Annotated in this window: 23 protein-coding genes; 19 read left to right on the top strand and 4 right to left on the bottom strand. The window is 63.8% G+C overall.

Translation table 11 applies throughout. The features are described 5' to 3' along the window. Window positions 1–132 precede the first annotated feature (132 nt). The 3 genes from ACSSV4_RS20390 to ACSSV4_RS20380 all read left to right on the top strand — a co-directional run bounded on the left by ACSSV4_RS20390 (window position 133) and on the right by ACSSV4_RS20380 (window position 2,872). Window positions 133–906: a sulfite exporter TauE/SafE family protein gene (locus ACSSV4_RS20390; RefSeq protein WP_454276922.1), complete on the top strand. Its 774-nt coding sequence runs from the start codon at window positions 133–135 to the stop codon at window positions 904–906. Window positions 907–1,779: 873 nt separating this feature from the next. Next, window positions 1,780–2,520, top strand: a complete 741-nt coding sequence (locus tag ACSSV4_RS20385; protein ID WP_454276921.1) for a hypothetical protein — start codon at window positions 1,780–1,782, stop codon at window positions 2,518–2,520. After that, window positions 2,513–2,872: a hypothetical protein gene (locus ACSSV4_RS20380; protein WP_454276920.1), complete on the top strand. Its 360-nt coding sequence runs from the start codon at window positions 2,513–2,515 to the stop codon at window positions 2,870–2,872. Before ACSSV4_RS20385 ends, ACSSV4_RS20380 begins: the two co-directional genes overlap by 8 nt. 274 nt (window positions 2,873–3,146) lie before the next feature. On the opposite strand, the gene ACSSV4_RS20375 is transcribed toward ACSSV4_RS20380, so the two are convergent. Continuing rightward, on the bottom strand, window positions 3,147–4,745 hold the full coding sequence (locus ACSSV4_RS20375) for a phosphoenolpyruvate carboxykinase (protein WP_454276919.1): 1,599 nt from the start codon (window positions 4,743–4,745) through the stop codon (window positions 3,147–3,149). Between the two features lie 367 nt (window positions 4,746–5,112). Here ACSSV4_RS20375 and ACSSV4_RS20370 point away from each other — a divergent pair, with 367 nt between their 5' ends. Genes ACSSV4_RS20370 through ACSSV4_RS20340 form a run of 7 tightly spaced genes read left to right on the top strand, consistent with a single transcriptional unit; the run spans window position 5,113 to window position 10,546 of the window. After that, window positions 5,113–5,814: a response regulator transcription factor gene (locus tag ACSSV4_RS20370; protein ID WP_454276918.1), complete on the top strand. Its 702-nt coding sequence runs from the start codon at window positions 5,113–5,115 to the stop codon at window positions 5,812–5,814. Further along, on the top strand, window positions 5,814–7,526 hold the full coding sequence (locus tag ACSSV4_RS20365) for a sensor histidine kinase (RefSeq protein WP_454276917.1): 1,713 nt from the start codon (window positions 5,814–5,816) through the stop codon (window positions 7,524–7,526). The genes ACSSV4_RS20370 and ACSSV4_RS20365 overlap by 1 nt, the downstream gene beginning before the upstream one ends. Window positions 7,527–7,530: 4 nt before the next feature. Beyond that, window positions 7,531–7,968, top strand: a complete 438-nt coding sequence (locus ACSSV4_RS20360) for an HPr kinase/phosphorylase (RefSeq protein WP_454276916.1) — start codon at window positions 7,531–7,533, stop codon at window positions 7,966–7,968. A gap of 3 nt (window positions 7,969–7,971) precedes the next feature. Continuing rightward, window positions 7,972–8,913: an RNase adapter RapZ gene (gene rapZ / locus ACSSV4_RS20355; protein WP_454276915.1), complete on the top strand. Its 942-nt coding sequence runs from the start codon at window positions 7,972–7,974 to the stop codon at window positions 8,911–8,913. Between the two features lie 7 nt (window positions 8,914–8,920). Next, entirely contained in the window at window positions 8,921–9,313 is a 393-nt protein-coding gene (locus ACSSV4_RS20350) for a PTS sugar transporter subunit IIA (RefSeq protein ID WP_454276914.1), read from the top strand. Window positions 9,314–9,327: 14 nt separating this feature from the next. Further along, on the top strand, window positions 9,328–9,606 hold the full coding sequence (locus ACSSV4_RS20345) for an HPr family phosphocarrier protein (RefSeq protein ID WP_454276913.1): 279 nt from the start codon (window positions 9,328–9,330) through the stop codon (window positions 9,604–9,606). A gap of 52 nt (window positions 9,607–9,658) precedes the next feature. After that, complete coding sequence (locus tag ACSSV4_RS20340) at window positions 9,659–10,546, top strand: lysophospholipid acyltransferase family protein (RefSeq protein ID WP_454276912.1); 888 nt, start codon at window positions 9,659–9,661, stop codon at window positions 10,544–10,546. Between the two features lie 51 nt (window positions 10,547–10,597). Here ACSSV4_RS20340 and parC read toward each other — a convergent pair whose 3' ends face one another. Next, a complete protein-coding gene (parC, locus tag ACSSV4_RS20335) occupies window positions 10,598–12,904 on the bottom strand; it encodes a DNA topoisomerase IV subunit A (RefSeq protein ID WP_454276911.1) in 2,307 nt (768 codons plus the stop codon). A gap of 157 nt (window positions 12,905–13,061) precedes the next feature. Between parC and ACSSV4_RS20330 the strand changes: the two genes are divergently transcribed. From ACSSV4_RS20330 to ACSSV4_RS20305, 6 genes are all read left to right on the top strand, one after another. After that, on the top strand, window positions 13,062–13,727 hold the full coding sequence (locus ACSSV4_RS20330) for an SH3 domain-containing protein (protein WP_454276910.1): 666 nt from the start codon (window positions 13,062–13,064) through the stop codon (window positions 13,725–13,727). A 38-nt stretch (window positions 13,728–13,765) separates the two neighbouring features. After that, entirely contained in the window at window positions 13,766–14,596 is an 831-nt protein-coding gene (locus ACSSV4_RS20325; protein ID WP_454276909.1) for an SDR family NAD(P)-dependent oxidoreductase, read from the top strand. 98 nt (window positions 14,597–14,694) lie between these two features. Next, on the top strand, window positions 14,695–14,901 hold the full coding sequence (locus tag ACSSV4_RS20320) for a twin transmembrane helix small protein (RefSeq protein WP_050664271.1): 207 nt from the start codon (window positions 14,695–14,697) through the stop codon (window positions 14,899–14,901). Between the two features lie 4 nt (window positions 14,902–14,905). After that, complete coding sequence (locus ACSSV4_RS20315; protein ID WP_454276908.1) at window positions 14,906–15,478, top strand: cob(I)yrinic acid a,c-diamide adenosyltransferase; 573 nt, start codon at window positions 14,906–14,908, stop codon at window positions 15,476–15,478. 168 nt (window positions 15,479–15,646) lie between these two features. After that, a complete protein-coding gene (locus tag ACSSV4_RS20310; protein ID WP_454276907.1) occupies window positions 15,647–16,405 on the top strand; it encodes an electron transfer flavoprotein subunit beta/FixA family protein in 759 nt (252 codons plus the stop codon). Then, entirely contained in the window at window positions 16,405–17,331 is a 927-nt protein-coding gene (locus tag ACSSV4_RS20305; protein ID WP_454276906.1) for an electron transfer flavoprotein subunit alpha/FixB family protein, read from the top strand. Before ACSSV4_RS20310 ends, ACSSV4_RS20305 begins: the two co-directional genes overlap by 1 nt. Before the next feature lie 49 nt (window positions 17,332–17,380). Here the strand turns inward: ACSSV4_RS20305 and ACSSV4_RS20300 are convergent, their stop codons facing one another. Continuing rightward, window positions 17,381–18,214 (bottom strand): DUF6473 family protein, encoded by an 834-nt coding sequence (locus ACSSV4_RS20300; protein ID WP_454276905.1) that lies wholly within the window; start codon window positions 18,212–18,214, stop codon window positions 17,381–17,383. A gap of 162 nt (window positions 18,215–18,376) precedes the next feature. On the opposite strand from ACSSV4_RS20300, the gene ACSSV4_RS20295 reads away from it, so the two are divergent. Beyond that, entirely contained in the window at window positions 18,377–19,252 is an 876-nt protein-coding gene (locus ACSSV4_RS20295; protein ID WP_454276904.1) for a 3-hydroxybutyryl-CoA dehydrogenase, read from the top strand. Between the two features lie 258 nt (window positions 19,253–19,510). On the opposite strand, the gene ACSSV4_RS20290 is transcribed toward ACSSV4_RS20295, so the two are convergent. Beyond that, window positions 19,511–20,881: a cytochrome P450 gene (locus ACSSV4_RS20290; RefSeq protein ID WP_454276903.1), complete on the bottom strand. Its 1,371-nt coding sequence runs from the start codon at window positions 20,879–20,881 to the stop codon at window positions 19,511–19,513. Between the two features lie 120 nt (window positions 20,882–21,001). On the opposite strand from ACSSV4_RS20290, the gene ACSSV4_RS20285 reads away from it, so the two are divergent. Next, on the top strand, window positions 21,002–21,673 hold the full coding sequence (locus ACSSV4_RS20285; RefSeq protein ID WP_454276902.1) for a hypothetical protein: 672 nt from the start codon (window positions 21,002–21,004) through the stop codon (window positions 21,671–21,673). 139 nt (window positions 21,674–21,812) lie between these two features. Continuing rightward, window positions 21,813–21,899 (top strand): GTP-binding protein (locus ACSSV4_RS20280; protein WP_133357806.1); only part of this gene is annotated, 87 nt, incomplete at its 3' end.

Here is a 21,899-nt window from a genome sequence, read left to right as displayed (position 1 = left end):
TTCCTGATCTGGTGCCTTTTATCCATTATGCAGGTGCAGCGCAACTATTATGCCAATTGTCGCAGGTTTTTGATCTAAAGTTGCGTGTTGATTTTTTGCACTGCGGCGCTAAAGCCATGCTAACACACGGGTATGGATATGTTTTTCGATATCGGCCCGATCTGGGGCTGGAGCCTAGCCTTCCTCGTGGCGATTTGCGCGGGGTTGGTCAAGGGGGTGGTGGGGTTTGCCATGCCGACGGTTTTGATCGCGGGGCTGAGCACGATGATGCCGCCGGATCTGGCGTTGGCGGGGTTGATCCTGCCGACGCTGGCGACAAATCTGTGGCAGGCGTTGCGGCAGGGGGTGGGGGCGGCGCTGGCCTCGGTGGCGCGGTTCCGGGTGTTTTTGCTGGCGGGCGGGGCGGTGATGGTGCTGGCCGCACAGGCGGTGCCGCGCCTGCCGCCTGCGGCGATGTTCCTTTTTATCGGGCCGCTGATCACCGCCTATGCGCTGTCTACCCTCATGGGTCGGGGCCTGCGCCTGTCGCCCGAAGGGGGCGCGAAGGGCGAGGCGGGGATGGGCGCGCTGGCGGGGCTTTTCGGTGGATTATCAGGGATTTGGGGGCCGCCCACGGTGGCGATGCTGATGGCGCGCGGTACGGAAAAGCGCGAACAGATGCGCGTGCAGGGGGTGATCTACGGGCTGGGCGCGGTGCTGCTGCTGGTGTCGCATCTGGGCTCGGGCGTGCTGCGGGCGGAGACGCTGCCGCTGTCGCTCGGGCTGGTGCCGCCGGCGCTGTTGGGGATCGGGCTGGGGTTCTGGTTGCAGGACCGTTTCGATCAGGAGACGTTTCGCAAGGTCACGCTCTGGGTGCTGCTGATCGCGGGGGTCAACCTGATCCGGCGGGGGGTGATGCTGCTCTAGGTGAGGGTCTGAACCGGGGGGCGGTATCGCGTCGGTATTCTGTCGGTATTGCGTCGGTGCCGCGCGCCCGGCAGGGCAGACCCGGGGGGCTGGCCATGGGTTAACCCTTTCTGATCGCACCGGCCGGAGGCAGGGGCCGGACGGGCCGTTCATTCCTCGTCAGGATGCTGCGGGTGCGAGAGGGGAGGGACACCGCCTTGCGGTCGGTCGTCGGGATGCTTGACGTTCTCGGTGGTGCGGTGAGGTTGGGCGGGGAGCGGAGTTTTGCTGTGCCGTTCACGAAGGGCGGCAACCCGCAGAAAGTGGGGTTTGCAAAGTTGGGCCATTTTCCGACAGCGGCCACTCGTGTGGAGTGCAGCCAACAGCCGGTTCGATACCTATTCAGGCACTTGGTCAAAGCTAGGTGATAGCGGGATTCATGTGATCGAATTTAGATTGATGTAGCCCTTGCTTTTCGTAAACTGGGCTGCCACTCTCATCGGACAACTAACTGGAAAGATTTGGTGAAAAGCCCATGACAACAAAGCGTATAATTGCAACGGCTCTTGCCACTACTTGCATCGTTTCATTGCCTGCAACGAGCAGCTTCGCTCAGTCGTGCTATACCATGGGCAATTCTATTTATTGCAGTGATGGCTCCTCTGCCTATAGTATGGGAAATTCTGTCTATGGCAATGATGGCTACTCGTCGTACTCAATGGGAAATTCAACTTATGGGAATGACGGGTACAGTTCCTACGGCATGGGTAATTCCGTATACGGTAACGATGGGTTCTCAGCATATGGGATGGGAAACTCAGTGTATGGCAATGACGGTTTCAGCGCCTACGGGACGGGAAACTCAATCTACGGTAGCTGGTCAAACTAAGGGCCATGGCAGTGGCGAGTTCTTTGAAAGTTGGGTGGATCGTTGATGCACCATATGGAGATTTTCTTTTTGAAGCTCCGGCTCCAAAAAGAAAAGACAGGGCCTCAGCGCTCTCGGGGAGAGCGGTGCAAGCCTGCCCGGCAGTAAACGAACTCGAGAAACGCCTTTTTGTTGTTAAGTGTCCATTTGAAATCAAGATGGGCGTAGATAAAAACGGTGGTGGCTATGAGCTTTTTTACGATGAAGAGCGCACGAGAATAGATCCAGATGTTGTTGCACGCTTCGTCACCTTCATGCCGCAGAAGCTTTGGCGAAATCCTGCAAAACCAGTTGTCCAGATACTTCTCCCCTACGTGTTTCTGTGCGACGAGAAGTGTTATCTAAACCAGTTACCGCCTTTTTTGGACGATCATGTTCGAAAATGGCCCGGTTCTTTGATTTCGGGGAGATTCGAGATCACAAACTGGCCGAGGATCATGAATTTTGCTTTTGAATTCTCGGATTTGTCCAATTGTCTTGAGCTCAGGAGGGGGCAGGAACTTTGTTACTTTATGTTCGAAGGCGAGAACCCTGATAGGCCGGTATCTTTGGTGCCCGCAAAGAATACCGAAGACGTGCGACAGTTTCGAAAAGGCATCGACGGCATGCCAAAGTTCACTGCGAACACATTCTCTGTCATGAATGAAGCGGCGCGGCGGCGTCCAAAACGTTTAATTTCGCCTGCTAGAGAAGACGATCTTGAGTAACGCAACATTTATAAATGCCGTGATGAATGTAAGAGTCGAACAAGGTGTCTTTCATTTTGTTCTTGGTGAGATGGCGCCTGGTCAGAGCGGCAAGGCTGAATTCATTCCTGCCTTTCGCGGTGTCGTTCCGGAAGGAGAAGCAGCAAAGCTCTTTGAATTTCTCAAGCAAAAGGCGGAGGCCTCCACTCCCCACGGCGAGACGGGGGTAGCAAACCAAGAGACGTCTGCAGAAAGTGACAGTGTAAAGGTTGATCGTGACGCCGAATTGTCAGATTCGATTGATCCTTCGTCTGCAGATGTTGTTCGGAAAAGAAAAATAGCAACTTCCGACGGGGAGCCGCACACTAAATAGCACGTGCGGGGTGAATGCATGACGAATTTGCGTCGATAGAGTGCCAGGTTTGTCCCGCACAGAATCCCTTCACCTGACTTTGGGCGAAGGTCTGCTTTTGACCAATTCCACCTTTTCGCATCATGTACGCTCCGGGCTGGTTTCCGTCACCCGCTGCACGCGTCACAACGGGCAACCGCAAGGCGCGAGTTTGCAAGGCCCGCGCCCGGGCGTTCCGGGGCGTAGGGGCCCACGGCCAACGGCGCAGGCCAGAGAGGATGCCCCGCCCACATCCTCAGCCGAGCGCCGCGGCCTTCACGTCCTCGTCGATATAGGGGACGTATTGCGCGAAGTTGTCGGCGAACATGCCGACCAGCTTGGCGGCCTGGCGGTCATAGGCCTCGGGGTCGTCCCAGGTGCGGCGCGGGTCGAGCAGGACTTCGGCCACGTCCGGCACCGCGACCGGCACGTCGAAGCCGAAATTCTCGTCCTTGCGGAACTCGGCATCGCCGAGCGAGCCGTCGAGCGCCGCCGTCAGCAGGGCGCGCGTCGCCTGAATGGGCATGCGCGAGCCGGTGCCGTAGGCGCCCCCCGTCCAGCCGGTATTGACCAGCCAGCAGGTCGCGCCGTGCTTGGCGATCTTGGCTTTCAGCAGGTTGCCATAGACCTCGGGGCGGCGCGGCATGAAGGGCGCGCCGAAGCAGGTGGAGAAGGTGGGCTGCGGCTCGGTCACGCCACGCTCGGTGCCCGCGACCTTGGCGGTGAAGCCCGACAGGAAGTGATACATCGCCTGAGCGGGCGTCAGCCGCGCGATGGGGGGCAGCACGCCGAAGGCATCGCAGGTCAGCATGATGATGTTCTTGGGGTGCCCGCCAAGGGCGGTCTCGGAGGCGTTGGAGATATAGTGCAGCGGGTAGGCGCAGCGCATGTTGGCGGTGAGTGAATCATCCTCGAAATCGAGTTCCAGCGTCTCGGGGTCGAACACCATGTTCTCGATGATGGTGCCGAATTTCGAGGTGGTGGCGTAGATCTCGGGCTCTGCATCGGGGTCGAGGCTGATGGTCTTGGCGTAGCAGCCGCCCTCGAAATTGAAGGTGCCGCGATCCGACCAGCCATGTTCGTCATCGCCCAGAAGCGTGCGCGCGGGATCGGCGGAGAGGGTGGTCTTGCCGGTGCCCGAGAGGCCGAAGAAGACGGCGGTGTCGACCGGGTTGCCCTGCGCGTGGTTGGCCGAGCAATGCATCGGCATGATGCCCTTTTCGGGCAGCAGGTAGTTGAGCAGGCTGAACACCGATTTCTTGTTCTCGCCGGCATATCCGGTATTGGCGACGAGGATCAGCTTGCGCTCGAAATTCATCGCGATCACGGTCTCGGAGCGGCAGCCGTGACGCGCCGGGTCGGCCTTGAAGCCGGGGCAGTTGATCAGGGTGAAATCGGCGGTGAAGCTGTCGAGCGTGTCGCGTTCGGGGCGGCGCAGCATGGTGCGGTTGAAGAGGCTGTGCCAGGCCAGTTCCGAGATCATCCGCATGTTGATCGAATAGGCCGGATCGGCGCCGCCGACGAGATCCTGCACGAAATAGTCGCCGTCCTTCATGTAGGCCAGCATGTCCTCGTAGAGCGCGTCGAAGCCCTGCGGCGACATCTCGGCGTTGTTCTCCCACCAGATGCTGCCCGAGACGTTGTCGGTCCTGACGATATGCTTGTCCTTGGGCGAGCGGCCGGTGAAGGTGCCGGTGGTCACCAGGAACGTGCCGCCCCGTCCGAGGGTGCCTTCGCCGCGCTTGAGCGCGGCCTCGATCAGCGCCGGTTCGACGAGGTTGTAATAGACATTGCCCAGCCCGGTGATGCCTTGATCCTCCAGCCGGAATTGCGGGTTGACCCGTCCGAATGTCATGTTGCCTTGCTCCTGTTCACGAAATCCGCCTGCATGCGGGATCAGAGAGGGGGCGCCGGCGGGCGGCGCCGGTCGGGCACCTTGCCCGGCTGCGCGCGTCTTAGCATGACGTTTCCGTAAAATAACAGGGCGGTTTCACGCAGTTAGCGCAACCACGGTCAAGTTAGCGCAACCAGATGGATGTTAGCGAAAACGCCGATCGCCCATGTCGTGAAAAGTGAGTCAATTTAGCCATTCGAAACAATTTTTTGCGTCAATGGGGGGACGGGAAACCGGTGATTCGCAGTTTTGGATTGATAAGGCGGCGGGAAAGAGCGCATAATGACACAAAAAAACAGGTAATCTGAGCAGCATAAGGAATTGAGCAATGTCCAGGATCGCCCTTGTGGACGATGACAGAAACATTCTGACATCGGTCGCCATGACGCTCGAGGCCGAAGGGTTCGAGGTGGAAACGTATAACGACGGGCAGCAGGCATTTGATGCCTTCAGCAAGAGATTGCCCGACATGGCGGTGCTCGACATCAAGATGCCGCGGATGGACGGGATGGACCTGTTGCAGCGTCTGCGCCAGAAATCGCAGATGCCGGTGATCTTCCTGACCTCGAAGGATGACGAGATCGACGAGGTTCTGGGGCTGCGGATGGGCGCGGACGATTACGTGAAAAAGCCGTTCTCTCAGCGGCTTCTGGTGGAACGCATCCGCGCGCTCTTGCGGCGGCAGGACGCGCAGAACGGCGCCGTGGTGCCCGAGACCGAAGAGACCAAGGTGATCGAGCGCGGTTATCTGCGGATGGACCCGCTGCGCCACGCGGTCAGCTGGAAAGGTCTGGACGTATCGCTCACGGTGACCGAATTCCTGCTGTTGCAGGCCCTCGCGCAGCGCCCCGGCTTCGTCAAGAGCCGCGACCAGCTGATGGATGTGGCCTATGACGATCAGGTCTATGTCGACGACCGCACCATCGACAGCCATATCAAGCGCCTGCGCAAGAAACTGCGCGTGGTCGATCCCGAATTCTCGGCGATCGAGACGCTTTATGGTATCGGGTACAGGTATAACGAAGAATAATGACCCTTGCCGAGGGGATAGACGTGCGCGATCTGGTGCCGCGAAAGGATAGCGACCTCGTTCTGGGGGACGATTTCGTCGTTCCGGACCGCGTGGACGAGGCGGAAATGACCGCCCGGCGTGCCCGGCGTGGCCGATTCTCGCTGCGCGAATCCTCGCTGACCCGCAAGATCGTGACCTTCAACCTGATCGCCCTCAACGTGCTTGTGGTGGGCATCCTCTATCTCAGCGGCTCGCATGACACGCTGGTTCAGCAGCGCGTCGACAGCCTGACGCAGAATGCCGCGCTGATTTCGGACGTGGTCGAGGCGCGGCTGCCCACCACGGCACCGGTCAGCATCGCCACCGGCGACGGGCTCGATGTCGAGGAGACGCTGACGCGGCTGAACGTGGAGGCGGGCACGGAACTTCTGTTGTTCGACCGGACCGGGCTGCTTCTCGGGCGCAAGGCGGCGGCTGCGGATGGGTCCGATGCCGCGCGCGCGCTGCCAAATACGCCGATGACGGATTTTCTGGGTCGGTTCTGGGATATGATCTCGATACCCTTCGCGGGCGACGCGCGGGGCACGGCGATGCAGAGCCTCGAAGACATGACCCGCGACATGGTCGACGCGGCAGTGACCGAGGGCGTGCAGGTACGCAGTGCCGAAGGGCCGCGCGGCACCATCCTGTCGGCGGCGGCCCCCGTCCTGCAGGGCAATACGCCGGTGGCGGTGGTGGCGCTGGCCAATGCCTCGGGCGAGATCGACAAGCTGGCGCGGGTGGAGCGCGAGCGCGTGTTGCAGATGTTCCTGATCGCCACGCTGATTTCGGTCGGGCTGAGCCTGATCCTTGCCTCGACGATCTCGAACCCGCTGGCCGATCTGGCGGCGGCGGCCGAGATCGGGCGGGAACGCAATCGCGGCAAGGGTGCGCGCGGGCGCATCCGCATTCCCGACCTCACCGCGCGGCCCGACGAGATCGGGCGGCTCTCGGGTGCTCTGCGCGGCATGGTGGGGGCGCTCTATCACCGGATCGAGAGCAACGAGCAGTTCGCCGCCGACGTGGCGCATGAAATCAAGAATCCGCTCGCCAGCCTGCGCTCGGCGGTGGGGACCATGCGCATCGCCAAGCGCGACGATCAGCGCGAACGCCTGCTGGAGGTGATCGAGCATGATGTGCGCCGTCTCGACCGGTTGGTGAGCGACATCTCCAATGCCTCGCGGCTGGACAGCGAGTTGGTGAAGGAAGAGCAGGAGTCGTTCGACCTGCTCACGATGCTGCGCAATCTCGGGACCTATCTGAGCGAAGAGGCGCAAAAGAAGGGTGTCGATTTCATCACCGATTTCCCCGAACAGCCCATCGTCATCACCGGGCTTGAGGCGCGGCTGGCGCAGGTCTTCGTCAACCTGATCACCAATGCGATCAGCTTTTGCGAAGAGGGTGACGCGATCCGGATATGGGCGCGGCGGCGCGCCGACCGGGTGCTTGTGGTGGTCGAGGATACCGGGCCGGGCATCCCCGAACAGGCGCTGGAGAAGGTGTTTCAGCGTTTCTACTCGCAGCGCCCCGAAGGTGATTTCGGCAACAATTCCGGCCTTGGTCTGGCCATATCAAAGCAGATCGTGGAGGCGCATGATGGGGTGATCTGGGCGGAGAATATCCGTCCGACCCATGCCGATGCCACATCCGACCCCCTGGGCGCGCGCTTTGTCGTGGGCCTGCCGGTCTGAGATCGTGACAACTGACGCCACGTCTGCCGAGCAGGTTCAGCATGCCAGCTGCGTCACGCTGGAGGGGCGGGCGGCGCTGATCCGCGGCGCCTCGGGGCAGGGCAAGTCGGGGTTGGCCCTGCAGCTCATCGCGCTGGGCGCGATGCTGGTCGCCGACGACCGCACCCGGCTCTGGCGCGACGGCGCGCGGCTGATGGCCGATGCGCCCGACACGATCCGCGGCCGGATCGAGGCGCGCGGAATGGGGATCCTGCATCTGCCTGCCGCCGGACCCACCCCGGTGGCCTGCGTGATCGACATGGACCGCGACGCGGATGCGCGGCTGCCGCCGCTGGCTCAGGCGAGCGTGATGGGCCTGTCGCTGCCGGTTTTTGCAAAAACAACGAAGGCCCATTTTCCTGCCGCGATTCTGCTATATCTAAGGCATGGAAAGGTAAGTTGATCCATGGGAGCCAATCTGTCCATCACGCCCGACGCCGCGCAGAGCGACCGGGCGCGCCCGCGTCTGGTGCTGGTCACCGGCCCGTCGGGGGCCGGGCGGAGCACGGCGATCCGTGCGCTGGAGGATATGGGCTTCGAGGCGATCGACAACATGCCGCTCAGCCTGCTGCCGCGGCTGCTTGAGGGCAGCACGCCGCCCGAAAAGCCGCTGGCGCTCGGGCTTGATGTGCGCAATCGCGATTTCTCGACCAATGCGCTGATCGCGCTGATCGACGGGCGCGAGTGGCAGGCCGGTTTGCCGTTGCAGGTGCTGTATCTCGATTGTCGACCGGAGGTTCTGCAACAGCGGTTTTCGGAAACCCGCAGGCGGCATCCGCTGGCCCCGGCGGAGAGTGCCGAAGCGGGCATCGCCCGGGAATTCGATCTGCTGGGGCCGGTGCGGGCGCGGGCCGATCTGGTGATCGACACCTCGGACATGTCGCCGCATGATCTGCGCGCCGATCTGGAACGCTGGTTCGCCCCGCAGGGCGCGATGCGGCTGGCGGTGTCGGTGCATTCGTTCTCCTACAAGCGCGGCTTGCCGCGCGGGCTCGACATGGCGCTGGATTGCCGGTTTCTCAACAACCCCTACTGGGAGCCGTCGCTGCGCGGCTTTGACGGGCGTGCGCCCGAGGTGGCGGATTTCGTGCGCGCCGATCCGCGCTTCGAGAGCTTTCGCGCCAAGGTGACGGCGTTGGTCGAGGAATTGCTGCCCGCCTATGAGCAAGAGGGCAAGGCCTATCTCGCCATCGGGTTCGGCTGTACCGGCGGCAAGCATCGCAGCGTGGCGATGGCAGAAACCCTGGCTGCCACCCTTGCACAGGATGGCTGGCAAGTGTCTATAAGGCATCGCGAACTGGAGCGGCACGGCCCCGGCATGGCCGTGCCCCCGCGATCTGAGGAGTGACCCTGTCGTGATCGGCATCGTGATCGTGGCGCATGGCGGGCTGGCCCGCGAATATCTGAGGGCGGTCGAACATGTGGTCGGGCGCCAATCCGGTATCGTGGCGATCTCCATCGAGGGGGATCACGACCGCGCGCTCAAGCAGGACGAGATTTGCGCCGCCGCCGATTCCGTCGATACCGGGGGCGGGGTGGTTCTGGTCACCGATATTTTCGGCGGCTCGCCGTCCAACCTGTCATTGCGCGCCTGTCGCCCGGACGATCGGCGGATTCTCTACGGGGCAAACCTGCCGATGCTGATCAAGCTGGCCAAGAGCCGCCATCTGAGCGTATCCGAGGCGGTACGCGCCGCGCTGGATGCGGGGCGCAAATATATCGACAGTCACAATGTGACCACGGAATGAGAGGGGGCGGCCAGATGACGGAAAAGGTCACGCGGCAACTGGAGATCGTGAACGAAAAAGGGCTGCATGCCCGCGCCGCCGCCAAGCTGGTCGAGGTGGTCGAGGGATTTGACGCAACCGTCGAGGTGTCGCATAACGGACAATCGGCATCGGGCGACAGCATCATGGGGCTTTTGATGTTGGCAGCGGCCAAAGGAAGCACTATTGACGTCGAAATCGCGGGCTCCGACGCCGAGCCGCTCGCCAATGCGATGGCGGCACTGGTGGCGGATCGGTTCGGCGAAGAGATGTGAGCGCGCGGACGACCCCCCTGGCGGGGAAGAAAAGCGGAGCAGGGACGGGCCAGTGAGCACCAACGCGCAGGACGAGACCGGCGGCACGGCGCGCGAAACGGTCGTATTCACCAAGTATGACCGTCGCAGTCTGACCTATGCCAACAGTTTCGACTCGCCGATGACGGCGGCGATCATCCGCGTGATGGAATGGGTCACCGGCAAGCTTACCATCGTCCGCATGATCCGAAAATTCGAGAAGCGCGGCGCGCCGACGGGGCAGGCCTTCTGGCGGGCGGCGCTCGACATAATGGGCATACCGCTGCTGACCCCCGACGCGGAAGTGCTGCACATCCCGGCTGACGGCCCGGTGGTGGTGGTGGCGAACCATCCGCACGGGCTGGTGGACGGGATGATCCTGGCCGACCTGATCGGTCGGCGGCGCAGCGATTACAAGATCCTGACCCGCGCGTTGCTGACCGGCATCGATGAGGTGGCCGCGTCCTACATGATTTCCGTGCCGTTTCCGCATGAGCCGGATGCGCAGCGCAAATCGGTGGAAATGCGCGCCAAGGCGATGGCGCATCTCAAGGAAGGCGGGGTGATCAGCGTGTTTCCCTCGGGCGTGGTGGCGTCGTCGGACACGCTCTTTGGTCCGGCGGTGGAGCGTGAGTGGAACGTGTTCACCGCGCAGATGATCCGCCGATCGGGCGCGCGCGTGGTGCCGGTCTACTTTCCCGGATCGAATTCCCGCTGGTACCAGATCGCCAACCGGATCTCGGCCACGTTGCGGCAGGGGCTCTTGCTGCACGAGGTGGTGCATAGCTGCAACCGCCCGCAAAGGCCGATCGTCGGCGCGCCGGTGAGCGACGAGAAGATGAAGTTGCTCGAAAGTGATCCGCGCGGCTTCATGGAATGGCTGCGGGCACATACCCTGGCGCTGGGCGAGGGGCACAGGTAGCGCGCAAAAGGCGCGCGCAGGCGGCGTTGCGCGACCGCGCCGACGGCGCGTTCAATTAAAGCGGTTGTCGCGCGGAAAGCCGCGCGGGGCCATGCGGCCGGAGCCTGCGCGCTTTCCGGTCCATTCGGTCAGATCGGTCTCGGTGCGGGTGCGCCCCGCAGGATCACGCCAGCTGAGGCCCTCGGAGAGGGTGAAGGTGGTGGCATCCGACAGCCCGCCATCCTTGTATTTCTGCAACCGCACGCCCTTGCCGCGCGTCAGTTCCGGCAATTCGTCGAGCGGGAAGACCAGAACCTTGCGGTTTTCGCCGACGCAGGCCACGTGATCGCCTGCGACCGGGCGACACACCTGTGCCTGAGCGGGCGCGCGCAGGTTGAGCACCTGCTTGCCGCTGCGGGTCTGGGCGACGATCTCGTCCTCGGGCACGACAAAGCCGTCTCCGGCAGAAGAGGCCACGAGCAGCTTGCGCCCCGGCTTGTGGATGAGCAGATCGACGATGCCCGCCTCGTTGGGCAGATCGACGATCAGGCGCAGCGGCTCGCCCATGCCGCGCCCGCCGGGCAGATTGGCCGCCGACAGCGTGTAGAACCGGCCGTTGCTGCCGAAGACGAGGATACGGTCGGTGGTCTCGGCGTGGAACATGAAGCGCGGGGCGTCGCCATCCTTGAATTTCAACGCGCGATTCAGGTCAAGATGTCCGGTGAGCGCGCGAATCCAGCCCATCTGGCTACAGACCACGGTGATCGGCTCGCGGTCGATCATCGCCTCGAGCGGCACCTCCTCGATCTTGCCTGCCTCGGCGAATTGGGTGCGGCGCGCGCCGATCGGGTGGGTCTTGCCGAAGGTCTTTTTCACCTCGCGCAGCTGGTCGGCGACTGCGGCCCATTGCAGCGACACGTCGTCGAGCAGATCCTCGAGCCCGGCGCGTTCCTCCATCAGCGCGTCGCGCTCGCGCTTGAGCTCCATTTCCTCCAGCCGACGCAAGGAGCGCAGGCGCATGTTGAGAATGGCCTCGGTCTGCACCTCCGACAGCCCGTCCTCATCGCTGGGGGCGGGAGATACATAATCGGCCTCGGAGGTGGCGCGGATGAACGTGCGGCCCCAATCCTCGCGCATCAGCGCCGCCTTTGGCTCGTCGTCATAGCGGATGATGTCGATCACCCGGTCGAGATTGAGGAAGGCGACGATCAGCCCTTCCAGCACCTCAAGCCGGTGGTCGATCTTTTCCATCCGGTGCCTTGAGCGGCGCAGCAGCACCTCTTGCCGGAAATCGAGGAAGGCGCGCAGCACTTCCTTGAGCGAGCAGACGCGCGGCGTGACCCCGTCGACCAGCACGTTCATGTTGAGCGAAAAACGCAGTTCCAGATCGGAATTGCGGTACATAAGCCCCATCAGGACCTCTGGATCGACATTCCTGGAGCGCGGCTCGAGGATCAGGCGCACGTCATCGGTGCTTTCGTCGCGGACATCGGCGAGCACGGGGATCTTGCGGGTCTGGATCAGTTCGGCGATGCGTTCGATCAGCTTGGATTTCTGCACCTGATAGGGGATCTCGGTGACGACGATCTGCCAGCCGCCGCGGCCCAGATCCTCGACCTCCCATTTGCAGCGCAGGCGGAACGCGCCGCGCCCGGTGCGGTAGGCCTGCGCGATGCTCTCGGGCGGCTCGACGATGACGCCGCCGGTGGGAAAATCGGGGCCGGGGATGTAGTTCAGCAACGTGTCGTCGCGCGCGTCGGGCGTCTTGATCAGATGGATACAGGCGTCGATCAGTTCGGCGATGTTATGCGGCGGGATATTGGTGGCCATGCCCACGGCGATGCCCGAGGAGCCATTGGCCAGCAGGTTGGGAAAGGCGGCGGGCAGCACGATGGGTTCGCGCAGGGTGCCGTCGTAATTGTCGCGATAATCGACCGCATCCTCGGCGAGGCCGTCGAGCAGCGCCTCGGCAAACACGGTCATCCGCGCCTCGGTGTAGCGCGAGGCGGCCGGGTTATCGCCGTCGATATTGCCGAAATTGCCCTGCCCGTCCACCAGCGGGTAGCGCACCGCGAAATCCTGCGCGAGGCGGGCCATCGCGTCATAGATCGCGGCATCGCCATGCGGGTGATAGTTGCCCATCACGTCGCCCGAGATCTTGGCGGATTTGCGGAAGCCGCCGGAGCTGGAGAGCCTGAGTTCGCGCATCGCGTAAAGGATGCGGCGGTGCACGGGTTTGAGACCGTCGCGGGCATCGGGCAGGGCGCGGTGCATGATCGTCGAGAGCGCATAGGTCAGATAGCGGTCGCCGATGGCGCGGCGCAGCGGCTCTGACGTCGCTTCGGGCATCATGTTGGGGTCGTCGATCAAATCACTCATGGATGTGGTGATATCGCCGCCGGGATGCACCGTAAAGCGGGGATCGGGGCAGGGGCGCGCAAACTTTCCCGATTTTCCCCGTCGCCGCACCGTGCGAATCGGGTATCATGGAACCGCTGCCAGGTTTTTCAGTTATGTATGTGTAGGGGGGTGCGCGATGTGGCGCTTTATTTTGCTGAGCTTCGTTTTTCTGGGATGGTCATTCTACGAGATGAGTGGCGGGGCGGAGTATCGTCCCTCGGCCAACTCCATTCAGATGCGGGCGACGCTCGACAATCAGAGACCGAAGGCACGCCCGCTGCGGGTGAACGTGATCGAGATCGCGCAGGATGATGCGGCGCGGCCCGAACCCCGGGCGACGCGCACAGTCACCTCCTTGGTCGATCTGGGCCTGACAATGGGTCTGACAACGGGCCTGACAACGGGAAAGCGGGTGGACGTAACACTCGCCTCGGCGGCGGAGGGCGATGTGTCCCGGCCCTCCGCCGCGGTCAAACCGGCCAAAGCCGAAATTCCCGAAATCTCCGAGATCACGGTGCCGACCGTGGCGGCGGCGCGCAGCGGGGTGCCGTTGAGCGGGACACCCCCCGACGACCCGGCGCAGCCCTTTGCGCCGGTGGTCGAGACGCGCCGCGTTGCGGGCAATTCCGTCAACCTGCGCACCGGGCCCGGCACCGCCTTTGGCGCGATCACCAGTCTTGCGCGCGGTACCGAGGTGATCGTGCTGCGCGATCCGGGCACCGGCTGGATCAAGCTGCGGGTGCCCGAGACGGGGCGCATCGGCTGGATGGCGGACCGGCTGTTGACGGTGGCGTCCGACTAGGCTTGCGTTGCGGGCGGGGACCGGTCACAAACCTCGCCATGAGCGAGAAAACGATCCTGATCACCGGATGCTCGTCGGGCATCGGATATGACGCGGCGCACGGGCTGCGGGCGCGCGGCTGGCGGGTGTTTGCCGCGTGCCGCGCGCAGGCCGATTGCGACCGGCTGCGCGGCGAGGGGTTCGACGCCCCGCGCATCGACTATGCCGACGAGGCGAGCATCGCGGCGGGTGTGGCCGAGGTGTTGGAGGCCACCGGCGGGCGGCTCGATGCGCTGTTCAACAACGGAGCCTATGCCTGCCCCGGGCTGGTCGAGGATCTGCCGCGCGGCGCGCTGCGCGAGATTTTCGAGGCCAATGTCTTTGGCTGGCACGATCTGACGCGGCAGGTGATCCCGGCGATGCGGAGGCAGGGCCATGGCCGGATCGTGCAGAATTCGTCGGTTCTGGGGCTGGTGGCGATTGGCTGGCGCGGGGCCTATGTCAGCACGAAATTCGCCATCGAGGGGCTGACCGACACGCTGCGCGTCGAGATGCGCGGCACCGGCATCCATGTCAGCCTGATCGAGCCCGGCCCGGTGAAGACGAAGATCCGCGAGAATGCCCGCGCGCCGTTCGAACGCTGGATCGACTGGGAGAATTCGGTGCGCATGGCTGACTATCGCGACAAGCTGCGGCCGCGTCTTTACAGTCAGCGCAAGAAGGACAAGTTCGAGCTTTTGCCCGATGCGGTGACGAAAAAGCTGATCCATGCGGTCGAGGCGCCGCGCCCGCGCGCCCGCTATTATGTCACCACGCCCACCTATTTCGCCGGCACGCTGCGCCGCATCCTGCCGACCCGCGCGCTTGATTGGGTGATTTCCAAGGGCTGAGCGCGACCCCGGCGGGCGCTGCGGCACATTTTCCCTTTCGCTTTTGCACTGCTGCCGCCTAGATGTGCCCCACGTGACCGACTCGGAAAGGACGCCTTATGTGGAAAGACCCGTTATTCCTGCTGGTGGCTGCGGGCTGTGCCGTCGTGGCGATCATCCTTATTCGCGGCATTGCCACCTTCGGCAAGGAGGGTGTGGAGAATGCCAAGCGGTCCAACAAATACATGCGGTGGCGGCTGATCGCGCAATTCGTGGCCATCGTTCTCATTCTGATTTTCGTCTATTTCCGCAGACAGGGAGGCTGAGCCGATGGTGGTTCTCAACAAGATTTACACGCGCACCGGGGACGCGGGCGAGACCGCGCTGGGCAATGGCACACGGGTGGCCAAGCATTCGGCGCGGGTAACGGCCTATGGCACGGTGGATGAGCTGAACGCCACGCTCGGCCTTGCGCGGTTGCACGCCACGGGCGAGACCGACGCGGCGCTGGCGCGGATTCAGAACGATCTGTTCGATCTGGGGGCCGATCTGTGCCGCCCGGATATGGAAAAGGACGCGGAGGCCGAATATCCGGTCCTGCGCATGGTGCCCGCGCAGGTCGATCGGCTGGAGGCCGAGATCGACGCGATGAACAAGCATCTGGAGCCGCTGCGCAGTTTCATCCTGCCCGGTGGCAGTGCGCTGTCGGCGCATCTGCATCTCTGCCGTACCGTGTCGCGCCGGGCCGAGCGACTGACGGTGGAGCTGTCGGCGCTGGAGCATGTCAACGAGGCGGCCGTGCGTTATCTCAACCGGCTGAGCGACTGGTTCTTTGTCGCCGCGCGCATGGCCAATGACGGCGGCAAGGACGATGTGCTGTGGGTTCCGGGCGCGAACCGCTGAAACACTCCTGCAACGATCCTGTCGTGAAAAGCCCGAAACGCGACGTCGCCGGGCGCTGACGTGACGATTTTACCCTGTTTTGTCGCGTCCTGACCCGGTATCAACGCGCGAGATGATTGAGACGAGGAGTCGGACCGGCTCTTCACCACTTTAAGGGAGACCATGCCAATGAAGGTTCTAGTGCCTGTCAAACGCGTGATCGACTATAACGTGAAGGTTCGCGTCAAGGCGGACGGAAGCGGTGTCGATCTTGCCAATGTGAAGATGTCGATGAACCCGTTCGACGAGATCGCCGTCGAAGAGGCGATTCGCCTGAAAGAGGCGGGCAAGGCCGACGAGGTGATCGCCGTCTCCATCGGCGTGAAGCAGGCGCAGGAAACGCTGCGCACCGCATTGGCCATGGGCGCGGATCGCGCGATCCTCGTGGTCGCCGCCGACGATGTGCATCAGGATATCGAGCCGCTGAGCGTGGCCAAGATCCTCGCCAAGATCGTCGAGGAAGAGCAGCCGGGCCTCGTGCTTTGCGGCAAGCAGGCAATCGACAATGACATGAACGCTACCGGGCAGATGCTCTCGGCGCTTCTGGGCTGGTCGCAGGCGACGTTTGCCTCAAAACTGGAGATCGAGGGCGACAGCGCGCTGGTGACCCGCGAGGTCGATGGCGGCTTGCAGACGATCAAGGTGGGCATGCCCGCCATCGTCACGGTCGATCTGCGCCTCAACGAGCCGCGTTATGCGAGCCTGCCCAACATCATGAAGGCGAAGAAAAAGCCCCTCGATGAGAAGACCGCCGCCGATTACGGCGTGGACGTCACACCGCGTCTGGACATCACCGGCACGGCAGAGCCCGAGGCCCGCAAGGCCGGCGAAATCGTGGGCTCGGTCGATGAGCTTGTTGCGAAACTCAAGGAAGCGGGGGCCGTGTGATGTCTGTACTTCTTCTTGCCGAAGTCACCGATGGTGAACTCAATCTCGACGCGACCTCGAAGGCGGTGACCGCCTCTGCGAAACTGGGCGATGTGACGGTGCTCTGCGCCGGGGCGTCTGCTGCGGCGGCGGGCGAGGCGGCGGCCAAGATCGCCGGTGTCGCCAAGGTACTGGTGGCCGAGGATGCCTCGCTCGGGCATCGCCTGGCGGAGCCGACGGCGGCGCTGATCGTGTCGCTGGCTGGCGATTACTCGCATATCGTGGCGCCTGCCACGACCGACGCCAAGAACGTGCTGCCGCGGGTCGCCGCCCTTCTGGATGTGATGGTGATCTCGGACGCCTCGGGCGTGGTGGATGCCGATACGTTCGAGCGCCCGATCTATGCGGGCAATGCGATCCAGACGGTGAAATCGCGCGATGCCAAGAAGGTCATCAGCTTCCGCACCTCGACGTTTGATGCGGCGGGCGAACAGGCGGCGGCCCCGGTCGAGACCATCTCGGCGGCGGATAATCCGGGCCTGAGCGAATGGGTCGAGGACAAGGTGGCGGCAAGCGATCGCCCGGAACTGACCTCGGCGGGCGTGGTTGTCTCTGGCGGTCGCGGCGTTGGCTCCAAGGACGATTTCGCGCTGATCGAGAAACTGGCCGACAAGCTGGGCGCTGCCGTGGGCGCAAGCCGTGCTGCGGTCGATTCGGGCTATGCGCCGAATGACTGGCAGGTCGGGCAGACCGGCAAGGTGGTGGCCCCCGATCTCTATGTCGCGGTCGGCATCTCGGGTGCGATCCAGCATCTGGCGGGGATGAAGGACAGCAAGATCATCGTCGCGATCAACAAGGACGAAGAGGCGCCGATCTTTCAGGTCGCCGATTACGGGCTGGTGGCCGACCTCTTCACCGCGCTGCCGGAACTGACCGAAAAGCTCTGAGGCAGTTGAGAACCGGACCAAGGCCCGCGCCCGACCGGCGCGGGTTTTTTCATGCCTCGGTCAGCGCGCGCAGGGCGGGCAGCAAGGCCTGCGCCGCCTCGGCATGGGCGAGCGGGCCGGGCAGGTCGGCGGCGGCACTTTCCTCCATCGGAGAGAACCGCATGCCGCGCGTGCCCTGGTCGCGGGCGGTCTTGCTGATCACGACCTGCGCCAGATGGGTGGCGCGGGGACGGATGGCGCGGATCATCGCGAGGCTCACGAAGGCCGGGTCGTCGTGGATCTCTGTGGAGTTCGGGTCTGGCCCGGGGGCGTGATTGGCCAGCCACAACAGAAAGACGGGACGGCCGATACTGGCCATCAGGCGTTGCATCCTGTCGACCCAGACATCCTGCACGCTGGTGCGCAGGAGCGCAAACCGCTCGGGCGCGAGAGAGGCGAGCCGCCACATCATGTGGCGGGTGAAGTGGAATTCGGTGAAATCCACCTCAGGATACAGCCGACGCAGCCGGGTGCTGGCGCGGAGAAACCGGTCATTGCGGCGCGGATGCACGTCGTAATAGGGGTTCGAGAGGTTCATCGCGCAGGGCACCTGCAAGATGACGGCCGAGGCCCCGCGCGCAAGATCGAGCAGGCCCTTGTCTCGCAGAAACACGTCCGGCCCGGCATTGGGCAGGCCGAGATTGACGCAAGGCAGGCCAAGCGCGGCCTCAAGCCGCGCGGGCCAAGGCCGGTCGAGGAACCGGCCATGCGTTTCAGTGCCGCCCAGACAGGCGATATACGCGCTCGAAAGGTCGCGCGCCGGTCCGCGGAATGTCAGTTTCGACGTGCCGTATCGGACAGGCCTATAGTCAAGGGGCGCGCGCCCCAAGCGTTCGAATACCATGGATCCCACCCCCTGTTTACATCACCCTGAGGCAGGATTGTCCGATTCCCGTTTCCATTCCCTTAAAGGTCGCATTCGTGGATAAGTTTAGATACCCACGACCCTTGCGGCCCGGCCCTGCCGGGGCCTATGCTGGCGCGGCAAAACCACGAGGATCGGGCAATGGATATCAGGACAATCGGCGTTGTCGGTGCGGGGCAGATGGGCAACGGGATCGCGCATGTCATGGCGCTGGCGGGCTATGAGGTGGCGCTGAACGATATCAGCCGCGAGGCGCTCGACAAGGCGATGGCGACGATCCGCAAGAACCTTGATCGGCAGGTGAGCCGGGAAAAGATAACCCAGGACGAACTCGAGGCGGCGCTGGCGCGGATCACCACGACGCAGACCCTGACCGATCTGGGCCAGAGCGACCTGATCATCGAGGCCGCGACCGAGCGCGAGGCCGTGAAACAGGCGATTTTCGACGAGTTGCTGCCGCATCTCGCGCCGCAGACGATCCTGACCTCGAACACCTCGTCGATCTCGATCACCCGGCTGGCGAGCCGCACCGACCGGCCCGAGAAATTCATGGGGTTTCATTTCATGAACCCGGTGCCGGTGATGCAGCTGGTGGAACTGATCCGGGGCATCGCCACCGACAAGGAGACCTTCGCCGCCTGCCGCGCGGTGGTGGACAAACTGGGCAAGACGGCGGCCAGCGCCGAGGATTTCCCGGCCTTCATCGTCAACCGCATCCTGATGCCGATGATCAACGAGGCGGTCTATACGCTCTATGAGGGGGTAGGCAACGTGCAGTCCATCGACCAGTCGCTGAAGCTGGGGGCCAACCATCCGATGGGGCCGCTGGAACTGGCGGATTTCATCGGACTCGATACCTGTCTGGCGATCATGAACGTGCTGCATGACGGGCTGGCGGACACGAAATACCGGCCCTGTCCGCTGTTGACCAAGTATGTCGAGGCGGGCTGGCTGGGGCGCAAAACCGGACGCGGGTTCTACGACTATCGCGGCGAGGAGCCGGTGCCGACGCGGTGAGGGCAGGGGTGGACTGAAGGGGTCGTTCGCCTCTCGTACCAATGCGCGGAATCAAGGTGCCGTAGGCACCGCCGCGCAGCGCCCGACCGCCCCACCGGGCGGGCGCTTTTGCGACGTATCAAATTCTTGAAAACGTGGACGTATTGGGCTGAGATAAAGTGCCTTCCTGAAAGGACGCAGCGCCCACCCGGCGGTCGGGCACCGCGCGGCTTGTCTCTGAAATCGTCAACGACCGCTTCAGGCCACCCCTGCCGCCACTCACACCGCCTCGGCCATCAGCCACACGCCACCCTGAGGGCGCAGCGTCAGGATCATCACCGGCTTTGGGTCGCGCCCCGGCACGGGCGTGAAGCGGAAGCGCGCGAGCAGCGTGGCGAGCACGATCACCGCCTCTTGCAGCGCAAAGCTCGCGCCGATGCAGATGCGCGGCCCGTCGCCGAAGGGCAGGTAGGCGTAGCGCGGGATGCCTTTGCGGTCGGCAAATCGCTCCGGGCAGAAGGCATCGGGGGCCTCCCAGAGCAGGTGGTTGCGGTGCAGCGCGTAGATCGGGATCATCACCGTGTCGCCGGGGCCGATCGCACGCCCGCAGAGCGTATCCGCCGCCTGCGCCGTGCGCGACACCATGCCCGCAGGCGGATAAAGCCGCAGCGCCTCGTCGATGATCTGGCGGACGCGTGGCAGGTGGGCCACGTCCGCGCCGGTGGCCGCGCGGCCCTCTAGCACCGCTTGCGCCTCGGCGCGGGCGCGGTCCTGCACGCAAGGGTCATAGGCGCAGAGGTAGAGCGACCAGCCGAGCGCGAGGGCGGTCGTCTCGTGGCCCGCCACGATGAAGGTCAGCAGGTTGTCGCGCAGTTCCGGCGTGCTCATCCGGCGCCGGGTCTCGGGGTCCTCGCCGTCGAGCAGCAGGTCGAGCAGGTCGGGCATCTCGCGGGGGCCGCGCGCGCGGCGCGCCTCGACCGCCGCGTCGGCCATGCGCTTCATCTCGGCCATCGCGCCGCCCGACATCACCCGCGCCGGGCGCGGCACCCAGTCGGGCAGGCCGAGGATGTCGAAGAGCGAGAGCCGGCCCGCCTCGGCGATATAGGCGTCGATGCCGCGATGCACCCTGTCGAGATCGAACCCGCCGTCGCCCGAAAAGGTCACATCGGCGATCACGTCGAAGGTGGTGCGCACCATATCGGCGGCCATGTCGATGGCCCGCGGGCCGGTCGCGGCGACACGCGCGGCGCTGCGTTCGGCGGCGGCGGTCATGACGGGGGCGAGGTTCATCACGTTGCGATGCGAGAACACGGGGGCCGCAGTGCGCCGCTGCCAACGCCAATGCGCGCCCTCGGCGATGAAGAGCGACTCGCCGATGGCCGGGCGCAGCAGGTTCTTGGTGACCAGCGACTTGGGGTAATTGTCGAGGTTCTCCAGCAGCATCCGGCGGATCGCATCCGGGTCCGTCACCATGTGCCAGCGCTTGCCGGTGCGGCCCGAGACCATCGGCTGTCGGGTCGCGATCTCGGGGATGATCGACAGCACGTTGGCGCGCGCCGCGCGCAGCGAGCCCAACACGCCGAGCGGCTCTGTGACGAGCGGCACGCGCACCGGCGCGGCACGGTCTTCGAATGGGTCGGGAGACGGCATGGGCAGATCCTCGGGGCACGCCTCTGATATAGGTTTCGGCTGCCGTTGGGCAAATCGTTGCACCTGCCGGGCGGGTGGGATATGCGGGCCCGAACCAAATCTTACTTCAGGTGATCTCGGATGACGCGTTTCCTGGCCCTGCTCGGCCTGCTTGTCGCAACGGCCTGCACCAATGCCAACGATCTCGACGAGGCCCCGGCCTATCTGGGAAATTTCCGTCTTGGGCATAACGTCGTGGTCGCCCCCAACCTGACCAAGGGCCCGGCCTCGCGCGAGGCGAGTGCCGAGGAATGGATCGCCGGTATGACAAAGGCGATCGAGGATCGCTTTTCGCGTTACGAGGGCAGCAGGTATTACCATCTCGGCATCAGTATCGAGGGCTATGTGCTGGCGATTCCGGGCATCCCGCTGGTCGCCGCGCCGAAATCCGCGCTGATCCTGCATGTCACCGTCTGGGACGATGCCGCCGGAAAGAAGCTCAACGAAAAGCCCCATATGGTGACCGTGGTGGAGACGATTTCGCCGCAGACCTTCCTTAGTTCCGGGTTGACGCAGAGCAAGGAGATCCAGCTCGAGAATCTGAGCCGCAACGCCGCCAAGCAGATCCAGAACTGGATGGCGCGCCAGAATGACGAGTTTGGCTGGTTCGAGGCGGATGGCAGGCCGGCGCATGAGAAGACCGAGGCGGAGAAGGCGCTGAGCGCCGCTCCTCCGACAGAGGAGGAGGGGGCCGACCCGCAGGATCCGCCACCGGACGGGTCGTCCGACACGGCCGAGGACGCGGTCGAATGAAACGTGGACAGGCCGATGAGCGGCAGCCGCGCGCGTCCCTGCGAGGTTTGGCTTGATTTTCCCGCGCGAACTCAATAAACGGCGCGCGGAGTGACAAACGGGCCGCGGTGGCCCCCCAACTGACAAGGCGCCCACGACCATGGCAAAGGAAAAGTTTGACCGCACGAAGCCGCATGTGAACATCGGCACGATCGGGCATGTGGACCACGGCAAGACGACGCTGACG

This window comes from Roseovarius sp. MBR-154, from assembly GCF_053628595.1.
This window is presented reverse-complemented; position numbering and strand designations above follow the sequence as displayed.

Coding starts and splice junctions, on each gene's coding strand:
- ACSSV4_RS20390 (WP_454276922.1), top strand. CDS start 133: ATGGATATGTTTTTCGATATCGGCCCGATCTGGGGCTGGAGCCTAGCC.
- ACSSV4_RS20385 (WP_454276921.1), top strand. CDS start 1,780: ATGGCAGTGGCGAGTTCTTTGAAAGTTGGGTGGATCGTTGATGCACCA.
- ACSSV4_RS20375 (WP_454276919.1), bottom strand. CDS start 4,745: ATGACATTCGGACGGGTCAACCCGCAATTCCGGCTGGAGGATCAAGGC.
- ACSSV4_RS20370 (WP_454276918.1), top strand. CDS start 5,113: ATGTCCAGGATCGCCCTTGTGGACGATGACAGAAACATTCTGACATCG.
- ACSSV4_RS20365 (WP_454276917.1), top strand. CDS start 5,814: ATGACCCTTGCCGAGGGGATAGACGTGCGCGATCTGGTGCCGCGAAAG.
- rapZ (WP_454276915.1), top strand. CDS start 7,972: ATGGGAGCCAATCTGTCCATCACGCCCGACGCCGCGCAGAGCGACCGG.
- ACSSV4_RS20345 (WP_454276913.1), top strand. CDS start 9,328: ATGACGGAAAAGGTCACGCGGCAACTGGAGATCGTGAACGAAAAAGGG.
- parC (WP_454276911.1), bottom strand. CDS start 12,904: ATGAGTGATTTGATCGACGACCCCAACATGATGCCCGAAGCGACGTCA.
- ACSSV4_RS20330 (WP_454276910.1), top strand. CDS start 13,062: ATGTGGCGCTTTATTTTGCTGAGCTTCGTTTTTCTGGGATGGTCATTC.
- ACSSV4_RS20325 (WP_454276909.1), top strand. CDS start 13,766: ATGAGCGAGAAAACGATCCTGATCACCGGATGCTCGTCGGGCATCGGA.
- ACSSV4_RS20320 (WP_050664271.1), top strand. CDS start 14,695: ATGTGGAAAGACCCGTTATTCCTGCTGGTGGCTGCGGGCTGTGCCGTC.
- ACSSV4_RS20315 (WP_454276908.1), top strand. CDS start 14,906: ATGGTGGTTCTCAACAAGATTTACACGCGCACCGGGGACGCGGGCGAG.
- ACSSV4_RS20310 (WP_454276907.1), top strand. CDS start 15,647: ATGAAGGTTCTAGTGCCTGTCAAACGCGTGATCGACTATAACGTGAAG.
- ACSSV4_RS20305 (WP_454276906.1), top strand. CDS start 16,405: ATGTCTGTACTTCTTCTTGCCGAAGTCACCGATGGTGAACTCAATCTC.
- ACSSV4_RS20300 (WP_454276905.1), bottom strand. CDS start 18,214: ATGGTATTCGAACGCTTGGGGCGCGCGCCCCTTGACTATAGGCCTGTC.
- ACSSV4_RS20295 (WP_454276904.1), top strand. CDS start 18,377: ATGGATATCAGGACAATCGGCGTTGTCGGTGCGGGGCAGATGGGCAAC.
- ACSSV4_RS20290 (WP_454276903.1), bottom strand. CDS start 20,881: ATGCCGTCTCCCGACCCATTCGAAGACCGTGCCGCGCCGGTGCGCGTG.
- ACSSV4_RS20285 (WP_454276902.1), top strand. CDS start 21,002: ATGACGCGTTTCCTGGCCCTGCTCGGCCTGCTTGTCGCAACGGCCTGC.